This window comes from Nonomuraea insulae (assembly GCF_042656245.1).
This window is the reverse complement of record NZ_JBHSPA010000055.1, coordinates 27427-49367: the sequence shown is the minus strand read 5'-3', so window position 1 is coordinate 49367 and position 21941 is coordinate 27427. Positions and strand designations below refer to the sequence as shown.

27 protein-coding genes are annotated in these 21941 nt (G+C 70.7%); 15 read left to right on the top strand and 12 right to left on the bottom strand.

What is annotated here, in order from left to right:
* Nucleotides 1–66: 66 nt before the first annotated feature.
* The 3 genes from pdxR to ACFPZ3_RS41790 are packed head-to-tail and all read left to right on the top strand — an operon-like array spanning nucleotide 67 to nucleotide 3340.
* The gene (gene pdxR, locus ACFPZ3_RS41800; RefSeq protein ID WP_379519916.1) at nucleotides 67–1461 is read left to right on the top strand and encodes a MocR-like pyridoxine biosynthesis transcription factor PdxR; all 1395 of its coding nucleotides are present in this window, start codon (nucleotides 67–69) and stop codon (nucleotides 1459–1461) included.
* 49 nt (nucleotides 1462–1510) lie between these two features.
* Nucleotides 1511–2449: a Gfo/Idh/MocA family protein gene (locus tag ACFPZ3_RS41795; protein WP_379519915.1), complete on the top strand. Its 939-nt coding sequence runs from the start codon at nucleotides 1511–1513 to the stop codon at nucleotides 2447–2449.
* Between the two features lie 27 nt (nucleotides 2450–2476).
* Complete coding sequence (locus tag ACFPZ3_RS41790) at nucleotides 2477–3340, top strand: Cgl0159 family (beta/alpha)8-fold protein (protein ID WP_379519914.1); 864 nt, start codon at nucleotides 2477–2479, stop codon at nucleotides 3338–3340.
* Between the two features lie 83 nt (nucleotides 3341–3423).
* Here the strand turns inward: ACFPZ3_RS41790 and ACFPZ3_RS41785 are convergent, their stop codons facing one another.
* Entirely contained in the window at nucleotides 3424–4581 is a 1158-nt protein-coding gene (locus ACFPZ3_RS41785) for an MFS transporter (RefSeq protein ID WP_379519913.1), read from the bottom strand.
* A gap of 87 nt (nucleotides 4582–4668) precedes the next feature.
* Here ACFPZ3_RS41785 and ACFPZ3_RS41780 point away from each other — a divergent pair, with 87 nt between their 5' ends.
* On the top strand, nucleotides 4669–5259 hold the full coding sequence (locus ACFPZ3_RS41780) for a TetR/AcrR family transcriptional regulator (RefSeq protein ID WP_379519912.1): 591 nt from the start codon (nucleotides 4669–4671) through the stop codon (nucleotides 5257–5259).
* A 43-nt stretch (nucleotides 5260–5302) separates the two neighbouring features.
* Here ACFPZ3_RS41780 and ACFPZ3_RS41775 read toward each other — a convergent pair whose 3' ends face one another.
* The 3 genes from ACFPZ3_RS41775 to ACFPZ3_RS41765 are packed head-to-tail and all read right to left on the bottom strand — an operon-like array spanning nucleotide 5303 to nucleotide 7516.
* Nucleotides 5303–5971, bottom strand: coding sequence for a DUF998 domain-containing protein (locus ACFPZ3_RS41775; RefSeq protein WP_379519911.1), 669 nt, complete (start codon nucleotides 5969–5971; stop codon nucleotides 5303–5305).
* 34 nt (nucleotides 5972–6005) lie between these two features.
* Entirely contained in the window at nucleotides 6006–6812 is an 807-nt protein-coding gene (locus ACFPZ3_RS41770) for an SDR family NAD(P)-dependent oxidoreductase (RefSeq protein ID WP_379519910.1), read from the bottom strand.
* Entirely contained in the window at nucleotides 6809–7516 is a 708-nt protein-coding gene (locus ACFPZ3_RS41765) for an SDR family oxidoreductase (protein WP_379519909.1), read from the bottom strand. The genes ACFPZ3_RS41770 and ACFPZ3_RS41765 overlap by 4 nt, the downstream gene beginning before the upstream one ends.
* Before the next feature lie 73 nt (nucleotides 7517–7589).
* Here ACFPZ3_RS41765 and ACFPZ3_RS41760 point away from each other — a divergent pair, with 73 nt between their 5' ends.
* Both ACFPZ3_RS41760 and ACFPZ3_RS41755 read left to right on the top strand, forming a co-directional pair.
* Nucleotides 7590–8141 (top strand): TetR/AcrR family transcriptional regulator, encoded by a 552-nt coding sequence (locus ACFPZ3_RS41760; RefSeq protein ID WP_379519908.1) that lies wholly within the window; start codon nucleotides 7590–7592, stop codon nucleotides 8139–8141.
* Between the two features lie 54 nt (nucleotides 8142–8195).
* Nucleotides 8196–8846 carry a DUF1707 SHOCT-like domain-containing protein gene (locus ACFPZ3_RS41755; RefSeq protein ID WP_379519907.1) on the top strand — a complete coding sequence of 217 codons (651 nt, stop codon included), beginning with the start codon at nucleotides 8196–8198 and terminating at the stop codon, nucleotides 8844–8846.
* A gap of 3 nt (nucleotides 8847–8849) precedes the next feature.
* On the opposite strand, the gene glpX is transcribed toward ACFPZ3_RS41755, so the two are convergent.
* The gene (gene glpX / locus ACFPZ3_RS41750) at nucleotides 8850–9884 is read right to left on the bottom strand and encodes a class II fructose-bisphosphatase (RefSeq protein ID WP_379519906.1); all 1035 of its coding nucleotides are present in this window, start codon (nucleotides 9882–9884) and stop codon (nucleotides 8850–8852) included.
* 169 nt (nucleotides 9885–10053) lie between these two features.
* Between glpX and ACFPZ3_RS41745 the strand changes: the two genes are divergently transcribed.
* Genes ACFPZ3_RS41745 through ACFPZ3_RS41735 form a run of 3 tightly spaced genes read left to right on the top strand, consistent with a single transcriptional unit; the run spans nucleotide 10054 to nucleotide 11481 of the window.
* Nucleotides 10054–10662, top strand: a complete 609-nt coding sequence (locus ACFPZ3_RS41745; protein ID WP_379519905.1) for a TetR/AcrR family transcriptional regulator — start codon at nucleotides 10054–10056, stop codon at nucleotides 10660–10662.
* Between the two features lie 11 nt (nucleotides 10663–10673).
* Nucleotides 10674–11204, top strand: coding sequence for a DUF4245 domain-containing protein (locus tag ACFPZ3_RS41740; protein WP_379519904.1), 531 nt, complete (start codon nucleotides 10674–10676; stop codon nucleotides 11202–11204).
* 49 nt (nucleotides 11205–11253) lie between these two features.
* A complete protein-coding gene (locus tag ACFPZ3_RS41735; RefSeq protein WP_379519903.1) occupies nucleotides 11254–11481 on the top strand; it encodes an exodeoxyribonuclease VII small subunit in 228 nt (75 codons plus the stop codon).
* A 21-nt stretch (nucleotides 11482–11502) separates the two neighbouring features.
* Here the strand turns inward: ACFPZ3_RS41735 and ACFPZ3_RS41730 are convergent, their stop codons facing one another.
* On the bottom strand, nucleotides 11503–11916 hold the full coding sequence (locus ACFPZ3_RS41730; protein WP_379519902.1) for a nitroreductase family deazaflavin-dependent oxidoreductase: 414 nt from the start codon (nucleotides 11914–11916) through the stop codon (nucleotides 11503–11505).
* Between the two features lie 84 nt (nucleotides 11917–12000).
* Here ACFPZ3_RS41730 and ACFPZ3_RS41725 point away from each other — a divergent pair, with 84 nt between their 5' ends.
* Nucleotides 12001–12600: a TetR/AcrR family transcriptional regulator gene (locus ACFPZ3_RS41725; protein ID WP_379519901.1), complete on the top strand. Its 600-nt coding sequence runs from the start codon at nucleotides 12001–12003 to the stop codon at nucleotides 12598–12600.
* Here the strand turns inward: ACFPZ3_RS41725 and ACFPZ3_RS41720 are convergent.
* Genes ACFPZ3_RS41720 through ACFPZ3_RS41710 form a run of 3 tightly spaced genes read right to left on the bottom strand, consistent with a single transcriptional unit; the run spans nucleotide 12590 to nucleotide 15125 of the window.
* Complete coding sequence (locus ACFPZ3_RS41720; RefSeq protein ID WP_379519900.1) at nucleotides 12590–12946, bottom strand: VOC family protein; 357 nt, start codon at nucleotides 12944–12946, stop codon at nucleotides 12590–12592. The two genes, ACFPZ3_RS41725 and ACFPZ3_RS41720, sit on opposite strands and share 11 nt — an antisense overlap.
* A gap of 25 nt (nucleotides 12947–12971) precedes the next feature.
* On the bottom strand, nucleotides 12972–14195 hold the full coding sequence (gene xseA, locus ACFPZ3_RS41715; protein ID WP_379519899.1) for an exodeoxyribonuclease VII large subunit: 1224 nt from the start codon (nucleotides 14193–14195) through the stop codon (nucleotides 12972–12974).
* Between the two features lie 27 nt (nucleotides 14196–14222).
* Entirely contained in the window at nucleotides 14223–15125 is a 903-nt protein-coding gene (locus ACFPZ3_RS41710; protein WP_379519898.1) for a hypothetical protein, read from the bottom strand.
* Between the two features lie 101 nt (nucleotides 15126–15226).
* Between ACFPZ3_RS41710 and ACFPZ3_RS41705 the strand changes: the two genes are divergently transcribed.
* Nucleotides 15227–16192, top strand: coding sequence for a 4-hydroxy-3-methylbut-2-enyl diphosphate reductase (locus tag ACFPZ3_RS41705; RefSeq protein WP_379519897.1), 966 nt, complete (start codon nucleotides 15227–15229; stop codon nucleotides 16190–16192).
* Here ACFPZ3_RS41705 and ACFPZ3_RS41700 read toward each other — a convergent pair.
* Together ACFPZ3_RS41700 and ACFPZ3_RS41695 are read right to left on the bottom strand one after the other, a co-directional pair.
* Nucleotides 16189–16698: a DUF6542 domain-containing protein gene (locus ACFPZ3_RS41700; RefSeq protein WP_379519896.1), complete on the bottom strand. Its 510-nt coding sequence runs from the start codon at nucleotides 16696–16698 to the stop codon at nucleotides 16189–16191. The genes ACFPZ3_RS41705 and ACFPZ3_RS41700 overlap by 4 nt on opposite strands.
* Before the next feature lie 13 nt (nucleotides 16699–16711).
* Nucleotides 16712–17977 (bottom strand): DNA recombination protein RmuC, encoded by a 1266-nt coding sequence (locus ACFPZ3_RS41695; RefSeq protein ID WP_379520120.1) that lies wholly within the window; start codon nucleotides 17975–17977, stop codon nucleotides 16712–16714.
* A gap of 87 nt (nucleotides 17978–18064) precedes the next feature.
* Here ACFPZ3_RS41695 and ACFPZ3_RS41690 point away from each other — a divergent pair, with 87 nt between their 5' ends.
* Complete coding sequence (locus ACFPZ3_RS41690) at nucleotides 18065–18781, top strand: hypothetical protein (protein WP_379519895.1); 717 nt, start codon at nucleotides 18065–18067, stop codon at nucleotides 18779–18781.
* An 11-nt stretch (nucleotides 18782–18792) separates the two neighbouring features.
* Nucleotides 18793–19869 carry a redox-regulated ATPase YchF gene (gene ychF, locus ACFPZ3_RS41685; protein WP_379519894.1) on the top strand — a complete coding sequence of 359 codons (1077 nt, stop codon included), beginning with the start codon at nucleotides 18793–18795 and terminating at the stop codon, nucleotides 19867–19869.
* 5 nt (nucleotides 19870–19874) lie between these two features.
* Here the strand turns inward: ychF and ACFPZ3_RS41680 are convergent, their stop codons facing one another.
* The gene (locus ACFPZ3_RS41680; RefSeq protein ID WP_379519893.1) at nucleotides 19875–20063 is read right to left on the bottom strand and encodes a hypothetical protein; all 189 of its coding nucleotides are present in this window, start codon (nucleotides 20061–20063) and stop codon (nucleotides 19875–19877) included.
* Nucleotides 20064–20256: 193 nt separating this feature from the next.
* Here ACFPZ3_RS41680 and ACFPZ3_RS41675 point away from each other — a divergent pair, with 193 nt between their 5' ends.
* Both ACFPZ3_RS41675 and ACFPZ3_RS41670 read left to right on the top strand, forming a co-directional pair.
* Nucleotides 20257–20556, top strand: coding sequence for a hypothetical protein (locus tag ACFPZ3_RS41675; RefSeq protein WP_379519892.1), 300 nt, complete (start codon nucleotides 20257–20259; stop codon nucleotides 20554–20556).
* Nucleotides 20557–21176: 620 nt separating this feature from the next.
* Nucleotides 21177–21896, top strand: coding sequence for a conjugal transfer protein (locus ACFPZ3_RS41670; RefSeq protein WP_379519891.1), 720 nt, complete (start codon nucleotides 21177–21179; stop codon nucleotides 21894–21896).
* Nucleotides 21897–21941: the final 45 nt, after the last annotated feature.

Sequence of the window (21941 nt, the reverse complement as noted above, 5' to 3'; positions counted from 1 at the left end):
GAAGGAGGGTAGGGAGACAATGGTTTGCATAAACAGTCCAATGTCCCGCCCGAAGACAGGACCAATATGGCTGACCTCCATATCCAGATAAGTCGCGGTAAGGGGGCCATCGCCGGGCAGATCGCGTCTGAGCTGCGCGACTCCATCCGGGGCGGGCGGCTCACTCCCGGGACCCGCCTGCCCGCCACCCGCGACCTCGCCACCGACCTCCAGGTGTCCAGGGGCGTGGTGGTGGAGGCGTATGAGCAACTCGTCGCCGAGGGGTTCCTGGTCTCCAAAGTGGGCGTCGGCACCCAGGTCACGCCCAAGAACTCCAGGCCGCGCGCCGCCGTCCCGCCGATGCCGGACCAGCATGTCCGCCGGGTGTCGCACAACGGCGCTTCGTACTACGGTCATCGCCCCACCTCCCCCGATCTCAGCCACTTCCCCCGTGAACGCTGGCTGGCGGCCGTCAGGCACGTCCTGACCACCGTACCCTCGGACGCCCTCGATTACGGGGACCCCGGCGGCGTGCCTGAGCTGCGAGAAGAGCTGGCCGGCTACCTCAGGCGGGTCAGGGCCGCGGATGTGCGCCCGGAGAACCTCGTCGTCGTGGGCGGCGTGGCGCAGGGGCTGAGCCTGGTCCTGCACGTGCTGTGCCAGCAGCGCCCGCTGCGGCTGGCCGTGGAGGACCCGACCAGCCACCGCCAGGTGCCGCTGCTGCGCAGGGCGGGCGCGCGACTCGTGCCGGTGCCGGTGGACGAGCAGGGGCTGGACGTGCGCAGGCTCAGCGGGGACGCGGTCCTGGTGACGCCCGCGCACCAGTACCCGACCGGGGTGGTGCTGTCCCCGGCGCGCCGGGCCGCGCTGATGGAGTGGTCGTACGCGGGCAACCGGCCGATCCTGGAGGACGACTACGACGCCGAGTTCCGCTTCGACCGCGACCCCGTCGGCTGCCTTCAGGGCCTGGCGCCCGACCGGGTGATCCTCTCCGGCAGCGTGAGCAAGGCGCTCGCGCCGGGGCTGCGGCTGGGCTGGGTGGCGGCGCCCCCCGACCTGGCAGAGGCGATCCGCCGGGCGCGGGGCGAGCTGGACCTGGGCTCGCCGGTCATCGAGCAGTACGCGCTGGCGCACTTCCTGCGTACCGGCGCCTATGACAAACATCTGCGGCGGATGCGCAGGGAGTACCACCGCCGCAGGGACGCCCTGGTCGCGGCGCTGGGCGAGGAGCTGCCCGAGATCCGGGTGAGGGGGATCGACGCGGGGTTGCACGTCTACCTGGAGCTGCCGGGGCGGTGGGACGAGGCGCGTACGGCGCGGGCCGCCCGTGAGCTGGGACTGTCCGCCGAGCCGGTGGGGCCGATGCGGGAGCTGCCCGGGCCGGCGGCCGTGGTGGTGGGGTTCGCGCGGTTGCCCGCTTACCGGGCGATGGAGGCCGTACGAGGCTTGAAAGTCCGAATGTCAGGACAAAGCGTTGACTGAGGGAGAACCGCTCGCTTAGAAAGAAAGCCTGATCCCGATTGGAGGCGCCATGCGTGTGGGACTGCTGGGTCTGGGCCGGATCGGAGCCTTCCACGCCGCGACCCTGGCCGCGCATCCCCTGGTGGACGAGCTGATCGTGGCCGATCCCGTACGCACATCGCCGTACGGGAGGCCGGGTGACCCGTTCGAGGCGGACGCCGTGGTCATCGCCACCCCGACCACCACGCACGCGGAGCTCATCGTCAAGGCGTGCGAGCTCGGCATCCCGGCCTTCTGCGAGAAGCCGGTGGCGGGCACGGTGGCGGAGACCGTCAAGGTGATGGAGGTCGCGGCCGGTCATCGGGTGCAGATCGGGTTCCAGCGCAGGTTCGACCCCGGCTACGTGGCGGCGGCGACGGCGCTCAGGAGCGGCGAGCTGGGCGAACTGCACCGCGTGCACCTGGTCACCGCCGATCCCGTGCCACCGCCCGCCGCCTACATCCCGCTCTCCGGCGGCATCTTCCGCGACTGTCACATTCACGACTTCGACATCCTGCGCTGGGTGACGGGCCGCGAGGTGGTGTCGGTCTACGCGAAGGGGGCCAATCGCGGCGCGGCGTTCTTCGCGCAGGCGGGCGACGTGGACAACAGCGCCGCGCTCCTGACGCTGGACGACGGCACGCTGGCCACCCTGCAGGGCTCGCGCTACAACGGCGGCGGGTACGACGTGCGCATGGAGCTGGCGGGCACCCGGCGCACGCAGGCCGTCGGCCTCAGCTCCCGCGCCCCCCTCCACACGACCGAGGACGTTCCCAGCTCCGAGGAGCCCTGGCCGGACTTCGTCACCCGCTTCGAGACCGCCTACCGCGACGAGATCGACGCCTTCCTGCGCGGCGACCGGAGCCTGTGCCCGATCGAGGAGGCGCTGGAGGCCCTGTACGTGGCCGAGGCCGCCGACCTGTCGCTGCGTGAGGGCCGTCCTGCCGAGGTCGCGGAGGTGCGGCGATGAGGCGTGTCCTGGACGGGGTGCTGGGGGTTGGCTGACTATCGCGAGCTGCGGCAGGTGCGGGCGAGGTTCCCCGAGCGGATCGCGGAGGTGGCGGCGGCCCGGCGGCGCAGGCCGTTGTTCAGGGCGCGCGGCCAGCTCATGATCATCGCCGCCGACCATCCGGCCAGGGGATCGCTGGCCGTCGGCGGCCGGCCGCTGGCCATGGGCAGCCGGGTCGAGCTGCTCGACCGGCTGCTGGTCGCGTTACGGCGGCCCGGCGTGGACGGGCTGCTGGCCACGCCCGACGTGGTCGAGGACCTGCTCTTGCTGGGGGCGCTCGACGACCTGATCGTCATCGGGTCGATGAACCGCGGGGGGTTGCAGGGGGCGGTGTTCGAGTTCGACGACCGGTTCACCGCGTACGACCCGGGGGCCATCGCCAGGATGCGGCTGGACGGCGGCAAGATGCTCTGCAGGATCGCCCTCGACGATCCCGGCACCGCCGCGACCCTGGAGTCCTGCGGCCGGGCGATCACCGACCTGGCCGGGAGCGGGCTGGTGGCCATGGTGGAGCCGTTCTGGTCGAGCAGGGCGGGGCCCGACCTGTCGCCCGACGGCGTGATCAGGGCCGTCAACGTGGCCCAGGGGCTGGGCGCGACCTCGGCGTGGACCTGGCTGAAGATCCCGGTGGTGGCGGACATGGAGCGCGTCATGCGGGCCACCACGCTGCCGACGCTGCTGCTGGGCGGCGATCCGGGGAACGCCCCCGAGGTGACGTACGCGGCCTGGCGCAAGGCGCTGCGGCTGCCGGGGGTGCGCGGGCTGGTGGTGGGGCGGGCACTTCTGTACCCGCCGGACGACGACGTGGCGGCGGCCGTGGACACCGCGGTCGCCCTGCTGGAGCCCGCCTGATCAGCGCGGCCAGACGGCTCGGCTGATCAGCGCGGCATCAGGCCGGATCGCCCGATCGGCGCGGTGCCGGGAGGCGCGGCCGATCAGCCGGTGACCGCTGTGCGCTTCGGTTCGAAGCCGGGGGCGAGGACGATGATCACGGCGGCCAGCACCAGCGGCGCCGCGAACGCCACCCGCATGTCCGCCGCCTCCGCGATCCCGCCCACCAGAGCCGCGCCCACGATGAAGCCGACGTAGTTGAAGAGGTTCACCCGGGCGATGGCCACCCCGGTGCCCGCCGGGTCCAGCTTGCCCGCCGCCGAGAACGACTGCGGCGCCACCACCGACAGTCCCACCCCGGTCAGCCCGAAGGCGACGATGCCCAGCACCTGGTTCGGGGCCAGGACGACGCCGAGGAACCCGAGCGTGGCCAGCACACCGCCGATCCTGACGACGGCGGCGGGGCCGTAGCGCCGGACGGCCAGGTCGCCGCCGAGCCTGACGGCCAGCGTGGTGGCCTGGTAGGCGGCGTAGGCCAGCGGGAGCACCCTGGGCCCCGCTTCGAGCACGTCCTTCATGAAGACCGTGTTGAAGTTGGAGACGGCTGCGTCGCCCACGTACAGGAAGCCCATGGCCAGGCAGAGCGGGATGATCGGCCGCCACGGGAAACCGCCGGCGGCGGTGGCCGCGCCTTCGGTCTTCTCCTCCTCGATCGTGCACAGGTTCGGCCCGGCGTAGAGGGAGCCGGCCACCGCGAGGACCATGGGGATGGCCATGATGAGCGGCAGCGGCAGGTCGGCCGCCGCCGACACCCACAGCGCCCCGGCCAGGCTGAGGACGCTCCAGACGCAGTGGAACCCGTTCAGCACGTTGACGCCGTACCGGCGCTCGACGGCCACGCCCTGCATGTTCATGCCCGCGTCCACCGCGCCGACCGCCACTCCGAACACCAGCAGCACCGGCACCAGCAGCGGCACGTTCGGCGCGAGCCCGGCCAGCACCACGGCGGCGGCCACCACCGGTTGCGCGACGCGCAGCAGCAGCTTGCTGCCCATCCGGGCGGCGAACGCCCCCGCCGCCACGCTGCCGACCCCGGCGAACACCGGCACGATCAGCAGCAGCAACGTGAGCGTGCCCTCGTCGAGCCGGTGCTTGGCCTGCAGGTTCGCGACCTGGATGAGCAGCGAGGCGAACGACAGGCCCTGTACGCCGTAGACGACGTACGTGGCCACGCGGGCCTGGCGATCACGTAAGGACGGCACAGCGGCCTCCTGATCGGGGGGAATCTTAACGTGAGGCGCGGTCAGGTTAGCGGAGGCGGTCCGTCAGCACCAGATAGGCTCCCGGGAGTGAAACGGGGCTACGCGACCGGCGCGGCGCGCAAGGAGCGCATCCTGGCCACCGCGTTGCTGGAGTTCGCCGAGAACGGCTACCGGGGAGCGTCGCTGGCCCGCATCGCCGAGCGCGCCGAGCTGTCCCAGGCCGGGCTGCTGCACCACTTCAAGAGCAAGGAACTGCTGCTCATCGCGGTGCTCGACCACCGCGACGAACTCGACTCCCGCAGGTTCGACCTGGGCCTGACCAGCGGCGCCGACGCGTTGCGGGCCCTGGTGGGCGTGGTGGAGCACAACACCCGCGTACCGGGCCTGGTGCAGCTCTTCTCCGTGATCAGCGGCGAGGCCGTCACCCCCGGGCACCCCGGCCACGAGTGGGCCAGGCGCCGCTACCGGCGCCTGCGCGCGAACGTGGCGGCGGCGCTGCGCACGGGCGCCGAGCGCGGCGAGTTCCTGGCCGGCCTCGACGCCGAGGCGCACGCCGACCGGTTGATCGCGATGATGGACGGCCTGCAGACGCAGTGGCTGATCGACCCCGAGCAGGTGGACATGGCGGCCGTCTTCCGCGGCTACGTGGACGACCTCATCGCGATGCTGCGCCCCTGAAGGCTACGTGGACGACCTGATCGCGATGCTGCGCCCCTGAAGGCTACGTGGACGACCTGATCGCGATGCCGCGCCCCTGAGGCTCGGGCGCGTCGAGCCGTTTGCCGGCCGCCGCCCACACGCCGAGCGCCAGCAGCGCCGCGACCTCGGTGACGGCCAGGCCGCGCTCCACCAGCCCCAGCGGCATGACGCGATACCACGGCAGCCCGTACCCGGCCCCGACCAGCGCCGCGGTGCCGATGCCCAGCACCCAGAGCACCGAGCAGATCCCGAACCCGAACGCCATCAGCGTCGCCCGTGACCGCTCCCGGTGCCGCCACGGCCTGGCGATGACGACCGCCGCCAGCGGCAGGCAGAGGAAGGCCACCAAACTGCCCGCCCGGTGGATGCTGCCGCTCACACTCGGCCCGACCGACCAGTCGTGCTTCTCGAACCAGGCCGTCATGAACAGCCCCAGGCTCCAGCCCATGAGCGCGACGGTGCCGAACACCCCGGCGTGTCGCTTGCGCGCCAGCGACACGCCGATGGCCACCGACCCGGCCGCCAGCAGGGCCACCCCGAGCCCGAAGATCCAGCCGCCGGGCCCCATGCCGTGCTCGCTGATGGTCCGCCTGAGCAGGTTCATCTCGCCGAAGCTCGTCACCTCCAGGCCCACGATCACCGCTACGCCCGCGCCTGCCGCGCCCAGACCCCATCGCGCCGGTTGATGCATGTTCTGGACAACGGCCGGACAAGGGCGGGGATTCCTAAGAATTTCCTGAGAAAGCCCCCGCGATGAGGTCGTCGCTGAGCCGACGCAGCCGCTTCCTGGCCTCCACGTCGTACGCCTGCGCGTCGGCCCGGCTCTCGCGCCGCTGGTCGAAGTAGCGCCCGGTCACCCCGTCGAGCTCGTCGACCAGCCGCAGGGTGGCCGCCGTCCCCTCGCCGACACTACTGATCGGCCGCACCCCCGCCTCGCGCACCATCGAGGTGTCCATGAACGTCGCCGGATGCAGCGCGTTCACCGTCACCCCCGTGCCCGCCAGCTCCTCGGCCAGGTCGAAGGTGAACATGATCTGCGCCAGCTTGCTCTGGGCGTAGCCGCGCTGCCTGCTGTATCCCGTGGTCAGCATGGGGTTGTCGAAGTCGATGGCCTGCTGGCCGGCGGAGGCCACGTTGACCACGCGGGCCGGCGCCGACGCGGTCAGCAACGGCGCCAACCGTCGCGTGAGGTGGTATCCGGCCAGGTAGTTGACCGCGAAGCAGAGCTCGATGCCGTCCGCGCTCTCCCGACGGCCGGAGGACGGCTTGCCGCCGGCCACCCCGGCGTTGTTGACCAGCACGTCGAGCCGGTCGAACCGCTCGCGCAGCTCCGCCGCCATGCGCTCCACCTGATGCAGCTCGGCCAGGTCGGCCACGATGCCCTCGGTGCGGCCGCCGGCCCGCTCCCGCGCCTCGCGCACCCGCCCGGGGTCGCGGCCGTGGACGATCACGAGGTCGCCCGCGGCCGCGAGCCTGGCTGCCAGCTCCCGGCCGAGGCCGTCGGTGGCGCCGGTGATCAGGATCGTTCTCATGCGGCCTTCAACCGCCCTCCGCCGTCGATGGTCAGCACGGTGCCGGTCAGGAAGGAGTTGCGGACGGCGTACTCGATCGTCAGTGCCACGTCCTGCGGCGTGCCGACGCGCCTGACCGGCAGTCCGGCGGCGGTGCCCGCCAGGAACGCGGTCCGCGCCTCCTCCCCGAGGCCCTCCCACCAGTCGGTGTCGATCACGCCGGGGGAGACCGCGTTCACGCGCACGGGCGCGAGCTCGACCGCCAGGCCGGGCACCGTGGCCTCGATCGCCCCGTTCACCGCCGCCAGCAGGGAGGTGCCGGGGTAGGCCGCGCCCGCCGACGCCGCCGACACGAACGTGATCGACCCCTCCTGGCTCAACCCGCCGGCGAGCGCGGCCCGCGCGGTCATCAGGTGCGGGATCAGTTTGTCGTTCACGGCGGCGGCCACCCGCTCGCCGGTCAGTTCACTCAGCGGAGAGGCACCCCCGCGGCTCGTCACCGTGACGACCAGGTGGTCGAACGCGCCGATCCGCTCGAACAACGCCCGCGTCGCCTCCGGGTCGCGCGCGTCCACGCTCGCGCCCTGGATGTCGAGCCGCTTCAGCGCCGCCTCCAGGCGCTCCTCCGAGCGGCCCGTCACGAACACCTCGGCGCCGCCCTCGGCCAGCCGCTCCGCCGCCGCCAGGCCGATACCGGTCGTGCCACCCACGATCACTACTCGCATCGCTGCGTTCCTCTCAATACGAGACATCTTGCCTCGAATATAAACGAGGCATCGTGTCTTGTAAAGTGGCGCCATGACAGGCAGACCGCGCAGCGAAGCGGCCAGGAAAGCGATCCTCCAGGCGGCGCTCGACCTGTGCGCCCGCGACGGCTACCAGGGCGTCACCATGAAGGGCATCGCGCAGGCCGCCGGGAGCGGCAGGCAGACGGTGTACCGGTGGTGGCAGACCAAGGCGCAGGTCCTGTTGGAGGCGTTGACCGAGGTCATGGCCGAGCGGATGCCACCGACGCCCGACAGCGGCGACCCGCGGGCCGACCTCGTGGCGTTCCTGGAGCAGACGTTCACGCTGGCGCAGGGGGTCTCGGGACACATCGTGGTCGGGCTGATGGCCGACGCGCAGTCCGATCCCGAGCTGGCCGCCGACCTGCGTGCCACCATCATCGGGCCGCGCCGCGCCGCCCTGCGGTCCGTGCTGGAACGCGGCGTCCTGCCCCCGGACGTGGATCTGGAACTGACCGTCGACCTGGTCTTCGGGGCGATGTGGTACCGGTTGCTCAACCGCCACGCCGAGGTGAACGCGGAACTCGCGGAGGAGATAGCCGGACTGCTCGCCAGAATCCGCTGACACCAGCCCATTCGGGGCAAGCGAACTGGGCGAGCGCCGGATATCGTCAGAAGTGTGAACGAACGCGCGGGATCGTGGTTGCCGAAGCTGCAGGAAGTCGGGGAACGGATCGCCGAAGAGTGGGTGTCGGCTCGCCGTCCTCCGGCACCGGAGGACGTGCCGCAGCCGCACGAGCTGCGCGCGTCCGACGCCGACCGCGAACGCATCGCCCAGGTGCTGCAGGACGCGCACGCCGACGGGCGGATCACACTGGAGGAGCTGGAGGAGCGGCTCGGCGTGCTCTACTCCGCGCGCACGCTCGGCGAACTGGCCGCCCTCACCACCGACCTCCTGCCCGCCGACCAGCAGCCGCTCAACCTCGACGGCCGGCCGGTCTCCGCCATCTTCAAGAAGGAGCAGCGCGGCGGGCGCTGGGTGGTGCCCGCCGAGCTCGGTGTGACGGCCATGTTCGGCACCACCAAGCTCGACTTCCGCGACGCCATCCTGCAGAACCACCGGATCGTCATCAACGCCACCCTCGTCTTCGGCGGGCTGGAGATCCACGTCCCTGAGGGGCTGGAGGTGATCCGGGTGACCAAGGACAAGACGGTCCGCCTGACCAAGCAGCCGACCGAGCCGGGTGCACCCGTCGTGGAGGTGCGCACGACGAACTTCGCGGGCGAGGTCAAGGTCAAGGAACCGCCCCGCCGCAAGCGCCGCCGCTAGTGCTCAGCCGGCCGTGTCGAAGTTGATCGCGCTGTACGCCCGCAGCTTCCAGAGCTGGTGCTCGCTCTCGATCTTGCGGATCGTGCCCGACCGCCCGCGCATCACCAGCGACTCCGTCACCGCCGAGCCGGCACGGAAGCGCACACCCTGCATGAGCTCACCGTGCGTGATGCCGGTCGCCGCGAAGAACACGTCATCGGACTTGACCAGGTCGTTCGTGGTGAGCACCTGACCGAGGTCGTGACCCGCGTCGATGGCCTTGCCGCGCTCGGCGTCGTCGCGCGGCCACAACTTGCCCTGGATCACGCCGCCCAGGCACTTGAGCGCGCACGCGGCCACGATGCCCTCGGGCGTGCCGCCGATGCCCAGCATCAGGTCGATGCCGGTGCCCGCGCGGGCCGCCATGATCGCGCCGGCCACGTCGCCGTCGGTGATGAACTTGATGCGCGCGCCCGTCTCCCTGATCTCCTCGACCAGCTTCTCGTGCCGGGGCCGGTCGAGCACGACCACGGTGACGTCGGAGGGCGAGCAGTGCTTGGCCTTGGCGACCGCGTTGATGTTCGCGGCCACGGGGGCGTCGATGTCCACCATGTCGGCCGCCTCGGGCCCGGTGACCAGCTTCTCCATGTAGAACACGGCCGACGGGTCGTACATCGAGCCACGTTCGCTCACCGCGATCACCGACACCGCGTCGGGCATGCCCAGCGCCGTCAGCCGGGTGCCGTCGATGGGGTCCACCGCCACGTCGCAGTCGGGGCCGCTGCCGTCGCCGACGCGCTCGCCGTTGAACAACATCGGGGCGCGGTCCTTCTCACCCTCGCCGATGACGACCACGCCGTTCATCGAGACGGTGTTGATGAGCTGGCGCATGGCGTTGACCGCGGCGCCGTCCGCGCCGTTCTTCTCTCCCCGGCCGACCCATCGGGCCGCCGCCATCGCGGCCGCCTCCGTGACGCGGACGAGCTCCAGCGCCAGGTTTCGATCAGGGGCGTGCTCGCTGGTGGCGAGCGCCGGCGGCACGGACGTTTGGTCGGACATGGTGAAGGGCCTCCTCGTGGGACATCTATGTCGATCGTAGTTGCCAGCCTCTTCCCGGACAGAGGGGGATAATCTGCTTACGAAGAACGGACTTTGCACGTCCGCTGTGCGCGCCAAGGATCTTGCCTCCAAGATGGAGCGTGGCGCCCCGCCGTGGAGGAGATCCCGAATGAGCGATGTGGAAAACGAGGTCGCCCAACCGCGCACGTCCGAGCGGGGGGCCGCCACGCGCAGCTCGCTGCTCGGCGCCGCCAGGCAGGTCTTCGTCTCGAAAGGGTTCGCCGAGGCGGGCGTGACGGACGTGGTGGCCAAGGCCGACGCGAGCGTGGGCAGCCTCTACCACCACTTCTCCGGCAAAGCCGATCTCTACCTCACGTTGTGGGAGGAGTTCCAGGCCAGGCAGACGCAGCGCACCAAACAGGCCGCCCGTACGGCCCGCGCCGCCGGCGAGAGCGACCCGATGCGCGTGTTCGTCAGCGCCGCCCGCGCCTACCTCGACGGCTGCCTGGAGGAGCGCGAGCTGGCCGCGTTGTTCCTGCGCGGCGACGGGCCGCCCGGCTTCGAGGTGGTCATGCGCGATCGGCTGCGCAAGTGGGCGCAGCGCAACGCGGCGCTGTTCGAGGACGAGCCCGCCCTGGTCGTGGTGGTCACCGGGGCGCTGGCGGCCGCCGTGTCCGAGGTCGTGCTCGCCGACGACCGCGCTCTGGCCGAGGAGGTGCTGGCCATCATCGGCCAGATCCGCCCGGCCACTTCGGCGACCGCCCCCTCCAGCGGGTAACCTCGCCAACTGTGCGACGGTTCACCCAAGGTCTGTACGGCTACGCGGTAGCCCTTTTCGTCTGCCTCGCCGGGGCCGGAGTGTTCCTGCTGGTCACCCCGCAGAGCCGGGAGGAGCACATTCCCCGGGTCGAATACTCCATCACCGTCGCCAACTTCGGCCACGCGGTGCCCTTCGGCGTGTGGGCTCCCCGGCAGGACCCGGTCAACTGGGTGCCCAACAGCAACAGGATCGCCAAGGGCGAGAGCGGCGCGCAGGTCCTCTACCTGGGATACGCCACCGCCAAGCGCCAGCACGCGATGTTCGCGCAGAGCAACGAGCAGCCGGCCGCCGGGTTCGCCGGCCGCATGGCCAACAGCGACAAGGCCACGGGCACGCAGCAGGTCGGCGGCGTGGCGTGGGAGCAGCGCTTCCGCGAGGACAAGAACCAGCGCTCGCTGGTGCGCGTGCTGCCCGACGTGACGCTCGTCATCACCGGCACCGCCGACTGGACGGAGCTGGGCGAACTGGCGGCACTCCTGCAACAACGACCCCAGGGCTGATCGCGCGCTTGAGGCCGATGTTGTCGGCGGGCACCTTTAGGGTGGTGCCGTGGCAGACGAGAAGGCACCCTCATATGAGCAGGCCCGCGAGGAGCTGACCGAGGTGGTGCGCCGCCTGGAGACCGGCGGGCTCACCCTGGAGCAGTCGATCGAGCTCTGGGAGCGCGGGGAGAAGCTGGCGGCCGTCTGCGAGGAGTGGCTGCAGGGGGCTCGGGTCAAGCTGGCCGCCGCCATGGCCCGCCGCTCCGAGCCCACCTCCGATGACACCCCCTTCTAGCCACCTCGGGGGGAGATCAGGTCAGGCGGCGGTCCTGTTCAGCGCCACCACCGGGATGCGGCGGGTGGTCGCGGCCTCGTACTCCGCGAACCCCGGCGCCTGCGCCACCATCCGGGCGTAGAGCTGGTCGCGCTCCTCGCCCTCGATGAACACGGCCTTCACCTCGAAGGCCTCCGTCCCCACCTCCGCCTTCGCCTCGGGGGCGGCGAGCAGGTTGTGATACCACGCGGGGTGACGGTCGGCGCCGCCGTTGGAGGCGATGATCACGTAGCGGTCGTCGTCCACCAGGTACATCACCGGCGTGGTCGTGGGCTTGCCGCTCTTCGCTCCCGTGGTGGTCAGCAGCACCAGCGGGGAGCCCTCGAACATGCCCCCGACCCGGCCCTCGTTGGCCCGGAACTCCTCGATGATCTTCTCGTTGAAATCGCTGGCCATCCTTGGCTCCCTAATAATCGGAGAATTCTCCGCTTGGAAGCCTAACTGGAGAATTCTCCGTTTACAAGTTGTATGCTCAGGCCCGTGCGTGAACGCCGGTCGCTTCCTGTTCTCGGGCAATCCCAGCCCGAGCGGGCCGATGCCGCGCGGAACCGGCAGAAGATCGTCGAAGTGGCCGCCAGGATGGTCGACGAGTGCGGCGCGGAGAGCCTCTCACTCGACGAGGTCGCCATCGTCGCCGGAGTCGGCGTGGGCACCGTCTACCGGCGCTTCGGCGACCGCGCTGGGCTCGCGCTGGCGCTGCTGGACGAGCACGAGAGGCGCTTCCAGGCCGCCTTCTTCGCCGGGCCGCCGCCGCTCGGCCCCGGCGCTCCCGCGGGCGAGCGGATCATCGCGTTCCTGCACGCGCTGGTCGATCGGATCGTGGCGCAGCAGGGGCTGTTCCTGCTGCTGGAGCGGGGTAAGACGCATCGGTTCACCGGGCCCTACCAGGTGCACCACGTCCACCTCGCCACCCTGCTCGCGCAGGCGTGCCCGCGGATCGACGCCGCGTACGCGGCCGACGCCCTGCTCGCGCCGATCAACGCCTGGCTGATCGCCTTCCAGCGGGAGGAGCGCGGAATGACGATCGAGGAGATCAAGTCAGGACTGACCGTCCTGGCCGAGGCCGTCACTAGGTCATGAGACAGAGCAGGTTGCCCTCCGAGTCTCTGAACGCGGCCATCCTGATCTCCTTGTCACGTGTGCCGAACGTGCCGTCGTCGGTGAAGATCAGGTGCGGCTCCTCGACGATGGCGACCTCGTGGGCACGTAACCGGGCCACGTCCGCTTCGAGGTCGTCGGAGGCGAGGTAGAGCACCGCGGAGGGCGCGCCCTTCTCGATCAGCAGGCGTACGCCGTCGAGGTCGAAGAAGGCCAGCCCCGGCGGCCGGTAGGTGGCGATGTGCCGCAGGCCCAGCACGTCGCGGTAGAAGGCGGTGGCTCTGTCGAGGTCGTCGGCGTGCTGCGCGACCTGGGTGAGTCCTCTCATGCGCCGAAGGTAGACCCCGGATCCGTCACGCGCCCCCGGTTTCGTCCGGCTCCTCCGTGCGCACGGTCAGGCGGTCGTCGGTCAGCCGGATCGTCAGCACCGTGCCGGGGGAGACGTCCTTCGCCAGGCGCACGACGTCGCCGGACTGGTGCTGCACGATGGCGTAGCCGCGCTCCAGCGTGGCCGCCGGCGACAGGGCGACGAGGCGGGCGCGCAGGTGGGCGAGGTCGTCGGTGGCGCGGTCGAGCGAGCCCGACAGCGAGCGCCTGGCCCGGTCGCGCAGCGCCTCGGCCTGCTCGGCCCGGCGTTCCAGCTCGCGTACGGGATCGGCCAGCGAGGGCCGCGAGCGGGCGGACGTCAGCCAGGACATCTCCCGGTCGAGCCAGCCGCTCAGCACCCTGCGGCCCCGGTCGCGGAGCTGGCGCACCAGCGTGAGCTGCTCCCCGACGTCGGGCACGACCTTCTTGGCCGCGTCGGTGGGGGTGGACGCGCGCACGTCGGCCACCATGTCGAGCAGCGGGCTGTCCTGCTCGTGGCCGATCGCGCTGACCACGGGCGTGCGGCAGGCGGCCACCGCGCGCACGAGCGTCTCGTCGGAGAACGGCAGCAGGTCCTCCAGCGAGCCGCCGCCGCGCGCCACGACGATCACTTCCACCTCGGAGTCGGCGTCGAGCTTGCGCAGCGCCTCGGTCACCTCGGCCACCGCGTAGGGCCCCTGCACGGCCACTTCCTCGACCTTGAACCGCACGGCGGGCCAGCGCCTGCGGGAGTTCTCCAGCACGTCGCGCTCGGCCGCCGACTCGCGGCCGCAGATGAGCCCGATCGTGCCCGGCAGGAACGGCAGCCGCCGTTTCCTGTCGGCGTTGAACAACCCCTCGGTGGCCAGCAGCTGCCTGAGCCGCTCCAGTCTCACCATCATCTCGCCCACGCCCACCGGGCGCATCTCCAGCGCGGTGAAGGCGAACGAACCCTTGTTGACCCAGAAGTCCGGCTTGACGTGCAGCACCACCCTGGAGCCGTTGGCCGGCCGCGGGACGGTCGCCTCGTAGACACCGCGCGGGGCGGTGACCCTGGCGGACACGTTGGCGACCGGGTCACGCAGGGTCAGGAACACCGTGCCGCCACGCGCGCTCAGGTCGGTGATCTCGCCTTCGACCCAGACCGTGCCGAGTCTGCCGATCCAGCCGCCCACCATCTGCAGGACCGTGCGGATCGGCAGAGGGGACTCGGGCGTGGTCTTCGAGGTCATGGCGGAAGACTACGGGTTCGGTGTGACCTATTCCCCGGCCTGGAGCTTGGCGAGGCGGTTCTCGAACATCCGGATGACCTCGGGCCGCGCCGTCGTGGCCTTCTCGTAGGCGAGGAAGTCGCCGATCTGCTCGGCGCTCTTGCCGCGCATCCTGGCACGCAGCGAGGCGACGGTGAGGTCGCCGTAGCCGGGCAGGGGCTCGGTCAGGTCCACGGCCACGGGGGAGGCGGCCGGCTCGGGAGCCTTGGCGGGCTCGGGGGCCTTGGCGGGCTCGGGCGCGCGGGTCGGCTCGGCGGCCTTGGTCTCAGGAGCGGCGGCGGGCGCGGGCTCCTCCACGGCGACGGGCTCTTTGACGGCCTTGGGGGCTGCGGGCGCGACGGCCGGCTCGGCGACCTTGGGGGTGGCCTCCGTCTCCGGCTCGGCGACGGCTGCCTTGGGGGCGGTCTCGGGCTCGGCGGCGGGCTTGGGGGCCACGTCCGTCTTGGCGGCCTTGGGGGCGCTCTCGGGCTGGGCGGGAGCCTTGGGGGCGGTCTCAGGCTCGGTGGCGGTCGCGGACTCCGTCTTGCCCGCCGGCGCGAAGATGACCGGGTCCGGCTTGGTCTTGGCGACGCCGTTGGGCTCGGCGGTGCCGGGGCGCGGCGAGAAGATGACCGGCTCCTTGCGCGCGGCCTTCTCCTCATCCTCGGCCGGGGTGGCGGCAACCTGCTGGGCCGCGGAGGGGCGGGAGTCGTACTCCTCCTCCTCGCGCTGCTCCTTGCCGCCGAGCCCCTTGATGGAGTTCTTCACGCGGTCCACGAGCAGCAGCGCCTGCCCCGCGGCGCTCAGTGTGGTCTGGACGACCAGAAGAGGCAGATCCTTTGCCTTCTCCTTGAGTTCGTCCTTGTTGGTGACGGTCTTTGCGATGTTGCGTATCACGTCGCTGAGGGACATGAACGTCTCCCTGGGAGGTCAGTATTGGACGGCCAGTCTGGCGCACAGCGGGCGACCACGCACGCGCGGGCCAGATGGCCGCTCCACGTAGCATAGAAACTATGGAGCCCCAGACCCCCACTTCCCGCCGAGTCCTCGTCGCCAAGCCGCGAGGCTACTGTGCCGGAGTCGATCGAGCCGTCGTAGCGGTCGAGAAGGCTCTGGAGCAGTATGGCGCGCCGATCTACGTGCGCAAGCAGATCGTTCACAACACCCACGTCGTCAAGACGCTCGAGGCCAGGGGCGCCATTTTCGTCGACGAGACCGAGGAGGTCCCGCAGGGGGAGATCGTGGTGTTCTCCGCTCACGGCGTATCCCCGGTCGTCCACGAGGAGGCGAAGCAGCGCGGTCTGCGCACCATCGACGCCACCTGCCCGCTGGTGACGAAGGTGCACAACGAGGCGAAGAGGTTCGCCGCCAACGACTACGACATCCTGCTGATCGGGCACGAGGGCCACGAGGAGGTCGAGGGCACCTCCGGCGAGGCGCCCGACCACATCCAGCTCGTCGACGGCCTCGACGCGGTCGACCAGGTGCAGGTGAAGGACCCGAGCAGGCTGGTGTGGCTGTCGCAGACCACGTTGTCGGTCGACGAGACCACCGAGGCCGTGGCCCGGCTCAAGGAGCGCTTCCCGACGCTGATCGACCCGCCCAGCGACGACATCTGCTACGCCACCCAGAACCGCCAGGTGGCGGTCAAGGAGATCGCGGCCGAGTCGCAGCTCGTCATCGTCGTCGGCTCCGAGAACTCCTCCAACTCCAAGCGGCTGGTCGAGGTGGCCAAGGACTACGGCGCGCAGGAGTCCTACCTGGTGGACAACGCCGAGTTCATCCGCGACGAGTGGCTCGACGGCGTCACCACGGTCGGCGTGACCAGCGGCGCCTCGGTGCCGGAAGAGCTGGTCGAGGAGGTGCTGGCGCGGCTGGCCCAGCACGGGTTCGACGACGTGCGCGAGGTCGAGCCGGTGCAGGAGAGCATGCGCTTCGCCCTGCCCCACGAGCTGCGCAAGGACCTGCGGGCGTCCTAGTCCTCGCCGCGTGGGCTCCCGTACATCTTGGGTTCGAAATAGCCCTCAGGCTCGGGTACGAACGGCTGGCGCGGGCGCGACACCTCCGCGCCCGCCTTCAGCTCCTCGCGAAGCTCGCGCACGTTCTCGCGCAGCCCGCGCCGCCACGCGACGCCCAGCACGATGGCCGAGCCCGCGAACAACCACGGCGCCCCCCGCGTCATCGACGTGTAGAGGCCCAGCGCCAGCGACTGCACGATCGACACCGACCCGAACGCCCGCCCGAGCTCGACGAACAGCGTGGCGCAGAAGAACACCAGCGGCGGCGTCACCACCAGTGACAGCAGCTCGCGCCGGTTGACCAGCAGCGCCCCGAGCAGGCTCGCCAGCACGAACGCCGCGCCCACGATCTGCTCGACCTCGAACACGGCCGTCAGCACATAGCCCGCCAGGGTGGCCACCAGGGCGAGCGCGATGGCGCCGCGAGCGGTCAGCCTGACGGCAGCACGCCTGCCCTTCTCACCCACTGGCCCTCCCCGTTCACTGCGACCCGTTGGCCAACTTACCGTTCGCGTGGGAAATCAGAGATGAGGTTTCGAGCAGTTCGGGGGAGGCCAGGGGCCTGGGCAGCGTTTCGAGCATCTCGGGAGACTCGAGATCACCGTCCACGACGCCCAGATCGTGCAGTTTGCGCGCTGTGACCAGGACGCGGCTTTCGAGAGACCCGACCGACTTGTTGTACGCCTCCACGGACCGCGTCAGAGCCTTGCCCAGCGACTCGACGTTCCTGCCGAGGGACGACAGCCGCTCGTACAGCTCCTTGCCCAGCTCGAACACCGCCCGCGCGTTCTCGCTGAGCGCGGCCTGCTGCCAGGCGTAGTGCGCGGTGCGCAGCATCGTGATCAGCGTGGTCGGCGTGGCGATGTGCACGCGCCGGATCATGGCGTACTCCAGCAGGCCGGGATCGCGTTCGAGCGCCGGGGCCAGGAACGCCTCCCCGGGGATGAACAGCACCACGAACTCGGGCGAGGGATTGAAGCCCTGCCAGTAGGACTTGGCGGCCAGCCGGTCGATGTGCTCGCGCACGTGCCGGGCGTGGGCGTCGAGGCGTACGGTCGCGAGCGACTCGTCGGACGCCTCAGCGGCCTCCAGATAGGCCGCCAGCGAGACCTTGGAGTCGATCACGATGTTCTTGCCGCCGGCCAGCCTGACGACCATGTCGGGCCGCATGGAGCCCTCGGTGACCTGCTCGTCGAAGTCGCAGTGGCGCTGCATGCCGGCGATCTCGGCGACCCTGCGCAGTTGCAGCTCGCCCCACCTGCCGCGCGCCTCGGGCCGCTGCAGGGCCCTGACCAGGGCGGTGGTCTGGGAGCGGAGCTGCTCGTGGCTCTGACGGACGAACTCCATCTGCTTGGCCAGCTCGGCCCGCGCCGCCCGCTGGCCTGACTCGGTGTCGCGGAGCTGCGCCTCGACCCGGGTGAGAGCGTCCTTCAGCGGCTCCACCAGGTGCTCGACGGCCTGCTTGCGCTGCTCCAGATCGCCGGTGGCCTCAGCGCGGCTGGCGGCGAGCCTGGTCTCGGCCAGTTCGAGGAAACGGACGTTGTTGACGTCGAGCGCGCGTGTGGACAGCGCCTGGAAACGCTCGGTGAGCTGCCCCTCGACGTAGACCAGCTTCTCGGCGGCCGACCTGGCCCGCGCGTCTGCCTCGGCCACTCGCACCGCCGCCCGTGTCCTGGCCACCAGGAACCCGATGACCAGCCCGACGGCGAGACCTATGAGAAGCGAGACGACATCCACTCCATCGATGATTGCAGGACTCCGGGGTGCGTATCTTGCCGACACGCTTGGGCATTCCGCTTGTGCGGCACATTGACGGTCACGCAAAGTACTGGGATGAACACGGGACCGAAGCTGGCCGCAGCCTGCGCCGCCGTGGCGGTCACCCTGATCGGGCTGGCCGGGGCCGTCATCGCCGGCTCGGGGGACGCCGACCGGCCCCGGCCGGTGCTGCGCTGGTCCCCGGGGGCGTGCGTGACGGGCGAGTACGCGCTGACCGCGTGCAACGGGGGCGACTCCGAGGTGGTCGCCCTGGCGCCCGACCCGCCGGGGCCCGGCGACTGCCCGGTGGACACCGACGACGTCCTGCGGATCGACGGAGGCCGTACGGCGTGCGTACGCAACTTCCTCGACCCGCACCCGGGCGCCCCAGGAGGCGGCGGCGGCCTGCTCAGAGCGGGCGACTGCATCACCCTGGACGCCCGCGAGCGCGCGTGCGCCGGCTCCGGCTGGTACGGCAGGGCCGTCGCCATCGTCCCCGACGCCACCGTCTGCCCCGCCGGCACCCTGGACACCCTCGACGCCGACTACCGGGTGATCTGCCTGGGACCCGGCGGGCAGGTCCTCGACCGGGGCGCGTGCGTGGCCGAGCCGGCCACCGACGTGATCGCCAGATCCGCCGTCACCAGGCTTCCCTGCGACTCACCGCACGCCTGGGCCAGGGTCCTGTCCTTCGAGGTCTCGCACGCCCACTGCCCGCAGGCCACGCGCCGCTACCTGCGCGCCGACGGCGGCTATCGTCCGGTGACCTGTTTGTACGTCCTCAGCAAGTAAACTCGCTCTCCGTGAGTCTCTCGATAGGCATCGTCGGCCTGCCCAACGTCGGTAAGTCCACGCTCTTCAACGCGCTGACCAAGACCGGCAACGCGCTCGCGGCGAACTACCCGTTCGCCACCATCGAGCCCAACGTGGGCATCGTCGGCGTGCCCGACGACCGGCTGCCCGTGCTGGCCGAGATCTTCGACTCGGCCCGCATCCTGCCCGCCAAGGTCGAGTTCGTCGACATCGCGGGCCTGGTCAAGGGCGCCTCGGAGGGGCAGGGCAGGGGCAACCAGTTCCTCGCCAACATCCGCGACACCGACGCGATCTGCCAGGTCATCCGCGTCTTCGGCGATCCCGACGTCACGCACGTGGACGGCGAGATCTCCCCCAAGCGCGACATCGAGACCATCAACACCGAGTTGATCATGGCCGACCTGCAGACGGTCGAGAAGGCCATCCCGCGCCTGCAGAAGGAGGCGCGCAACAACAAGGACAAGAAGGCCGCCCTGGAGGCCACGGAGGCCGCCCTGGCGGTCCTGGAGACCGGCAAGACCGTCTTCGAGAGCGGCCTCGACGGCGACGAGCTGCGCGAGCTGCACCTGCTGACGGCCAAGCCGTTCCTGTACGTGTTCAACCTCGACGCCGACGAGCTGACCGACGCCGCGCTCAGGGAGCAGCTCTCCACGCTGGTCGCCCCGGCCGAGGCCGTCTTCCTCGACGCCAAGATCGAGTCGGAGCTGGTCGAGCTCGACGAGGACGAGGCGCTGGAGCTGCTGCAGTCCGTGGGCCAGGAGGAGTCGGGTCTGCGCCAGCTCGCCAGGGTGGGGTTCGAGACGCTGGGGCTGCAGACCTACCTGACGGCCGGGCCGAAGGAGACCAGGGCCTGGACGATCCGCAAGGGCGCGACGGCGCCCGAGGCGGCCGGCGTGATCCACACCGACTTCCAGCGCGGCTTCATCAAGGCCGAGGTCGTCTCCTTCGCCGAGCTCGTCGACGCCGGCTCCATCGCCAACGCCCGCTCGGCGGGCAAGGCCCGCGTCGAGGGCAAGGACTACGTCATGCGCGACGGGGACGTGGTGGAGTTCCGCTTCAACGTCTGAGCCGGTCAGTCGGGGTGGACCATCTCCTGGTCCCACATGCCGCCGCTGCAGATCGCCATGCCCTCCCCGACCGGGGTGATCTTGCCGCCGTCGTCCGTGCACTCGCCGGCGGTCACCCAGGCGGGCGCGGCGGCGGCGGGGGAGAACCCCGTGAGGGCGTAGGCGGTGAGGAGCGCGGCGGCCATTCGTCGCATGTCATGAGTCCAATCACGTAGAGCGAGTCTTCGTTACAGTAGGTTACCGACGGCGAACGGCGGCGAAGCCCTCTTGGACGGCTGATTCCCGGATGCGACCGGATGTTTGATCCCGGGACAACTGATGCGTCAACCACTTTGGGCCCCCGCGCGTCGAATCGTCACGGCGTTCACGCTGACTCGGGAGGCCATCATGATCCGTCGCATCATCCGGAAACGACGCCCGGCGCCCACGCTCGCCGGCATCAGCCTTGAGGAGGAGCTCGCCCTCATCAGGGTCGAGCTCATGTACGGCCTGCGCGTCAACCGCGAGGCGTACCTCCGCAGGAAGGTCGACGAGCGCAACGAGATGGCGAACCGGATGAGAGAGCGCGAGCCCGCCGAGATGCTGGCCGATCTGCGCGGCTCGCTGGAGCGGGCGGTCGGGCCGACGGTCGTCGATTTGCACAGCAGGCGTCAGGCGCGCACCTCGCAGGACCCCGAGCCGGCCTGACGCGCCCTCCGCCCGACCCATGCCGAATCCGCAGGTCGCGAGCGGTCCATGCCTATTTTGGACAGGAATCCGTGGCCGCCGCGCTATGCGATTTTAGGCGTCTGGCCTGGTCAAAAGCCGATTCAACCGGGAAGTGACAGGAATCGGCACTGTGGCCTGTCATACGGGCCCGGTTTGCCGTTCAGGACGGTCATGCCGCAGCATGGGCGTGGCTTTCCTGGAACAATGGCGGAGACCGGATAGGGTGACTTCACCGCGGATGATGGGGATCGGCAACGGACGACACCGCGCCAGCCGGGGGGATCGGCGCGAGCGGAGGCGTGATGGCTCGTAGGTCTACCGTCCAGCACGATCCTCGGATCGCTGACGGGCCCGGGCTTTCCGCAACCCTCGATACGGCTGACTTCGACGCGCCGCCGCCCCGCAGGCCGCGGCGCGGTGGCTGGTCGGGTGGCGGCGGACGATGGCTGGTGTGGACCGGCCGCATCGTTCTTTGGGCGCTTATTCTGGTTATCGTGGTGAATGGGGTTCGTGCCCCATTTGAGCGGTTTACCCAGCAAGAGCCTGCTACGCCCAATGGCGCCGTGCAGGCCGACAAGGGATTCCCCGCGGACCGCGGCATGGCATTCGCCGCCCAGTTCGCCGGGGTCTATCTCAATTTCAGCCCGGAAGACGCCGCCAGCAGGTCGAACAAGCTGAAGGCGTTCCTGGCCGAGGGCATGGACCCGCAGATGGGCTGGGACGGTTACGGCAAGCTGGCGGCCGTCGCCGTGCAGCCCTACGACGTCGAGCCGAGCGACGGCAAGAACGCCGTGGTCAGCGTGGCCTTCCAGTCCGGCCCCCGCCGGATGATGTTGTCGGTGCCGATCTACTACTCCGGCGACGACGAGGGCGGGCGCTTCGTCGTGTCCGGCCGCCCGGCGATCCTGCCCGCCCCCGCTCCGGCCGACCTGCCCCAGGTGGCCGCGCCGGAGGCCGACGACGCGGCCGCCGCCGAGCTCAAGCCTCAACTGGAGGGCTTCTTCCAGGAATACGCCTCCGGCAACGTCGCCGGGCTGCAGCGCTACGTCGCCGCGGGCAAGAGCCTGCCCAGCTTCGGCGGCGCGTTCACCTTCTCGCAGCTCAAGGAAGTCGTGGTGCCTGTGGGGGGTGCCACCCGAGAGATCCAGGCGGTCGTGGTGTGGGCTGTGCCGGCAGGCGACGCCCCGCCCACTCCCAACGCCACCGACCCAGCGGCGGTCGGCGGCACGCTGGAGCAGGTCTATCGCCTGACCGTCGAAAAGCAGGGCGACAAGTGGTTCGTCGCTGACATCCGCGGCGGCGGCCGGGTTGTTGGATAGACGCACGGCCGCGCTGCTGATCGGTACCCCCCGGGAGGACAAGAA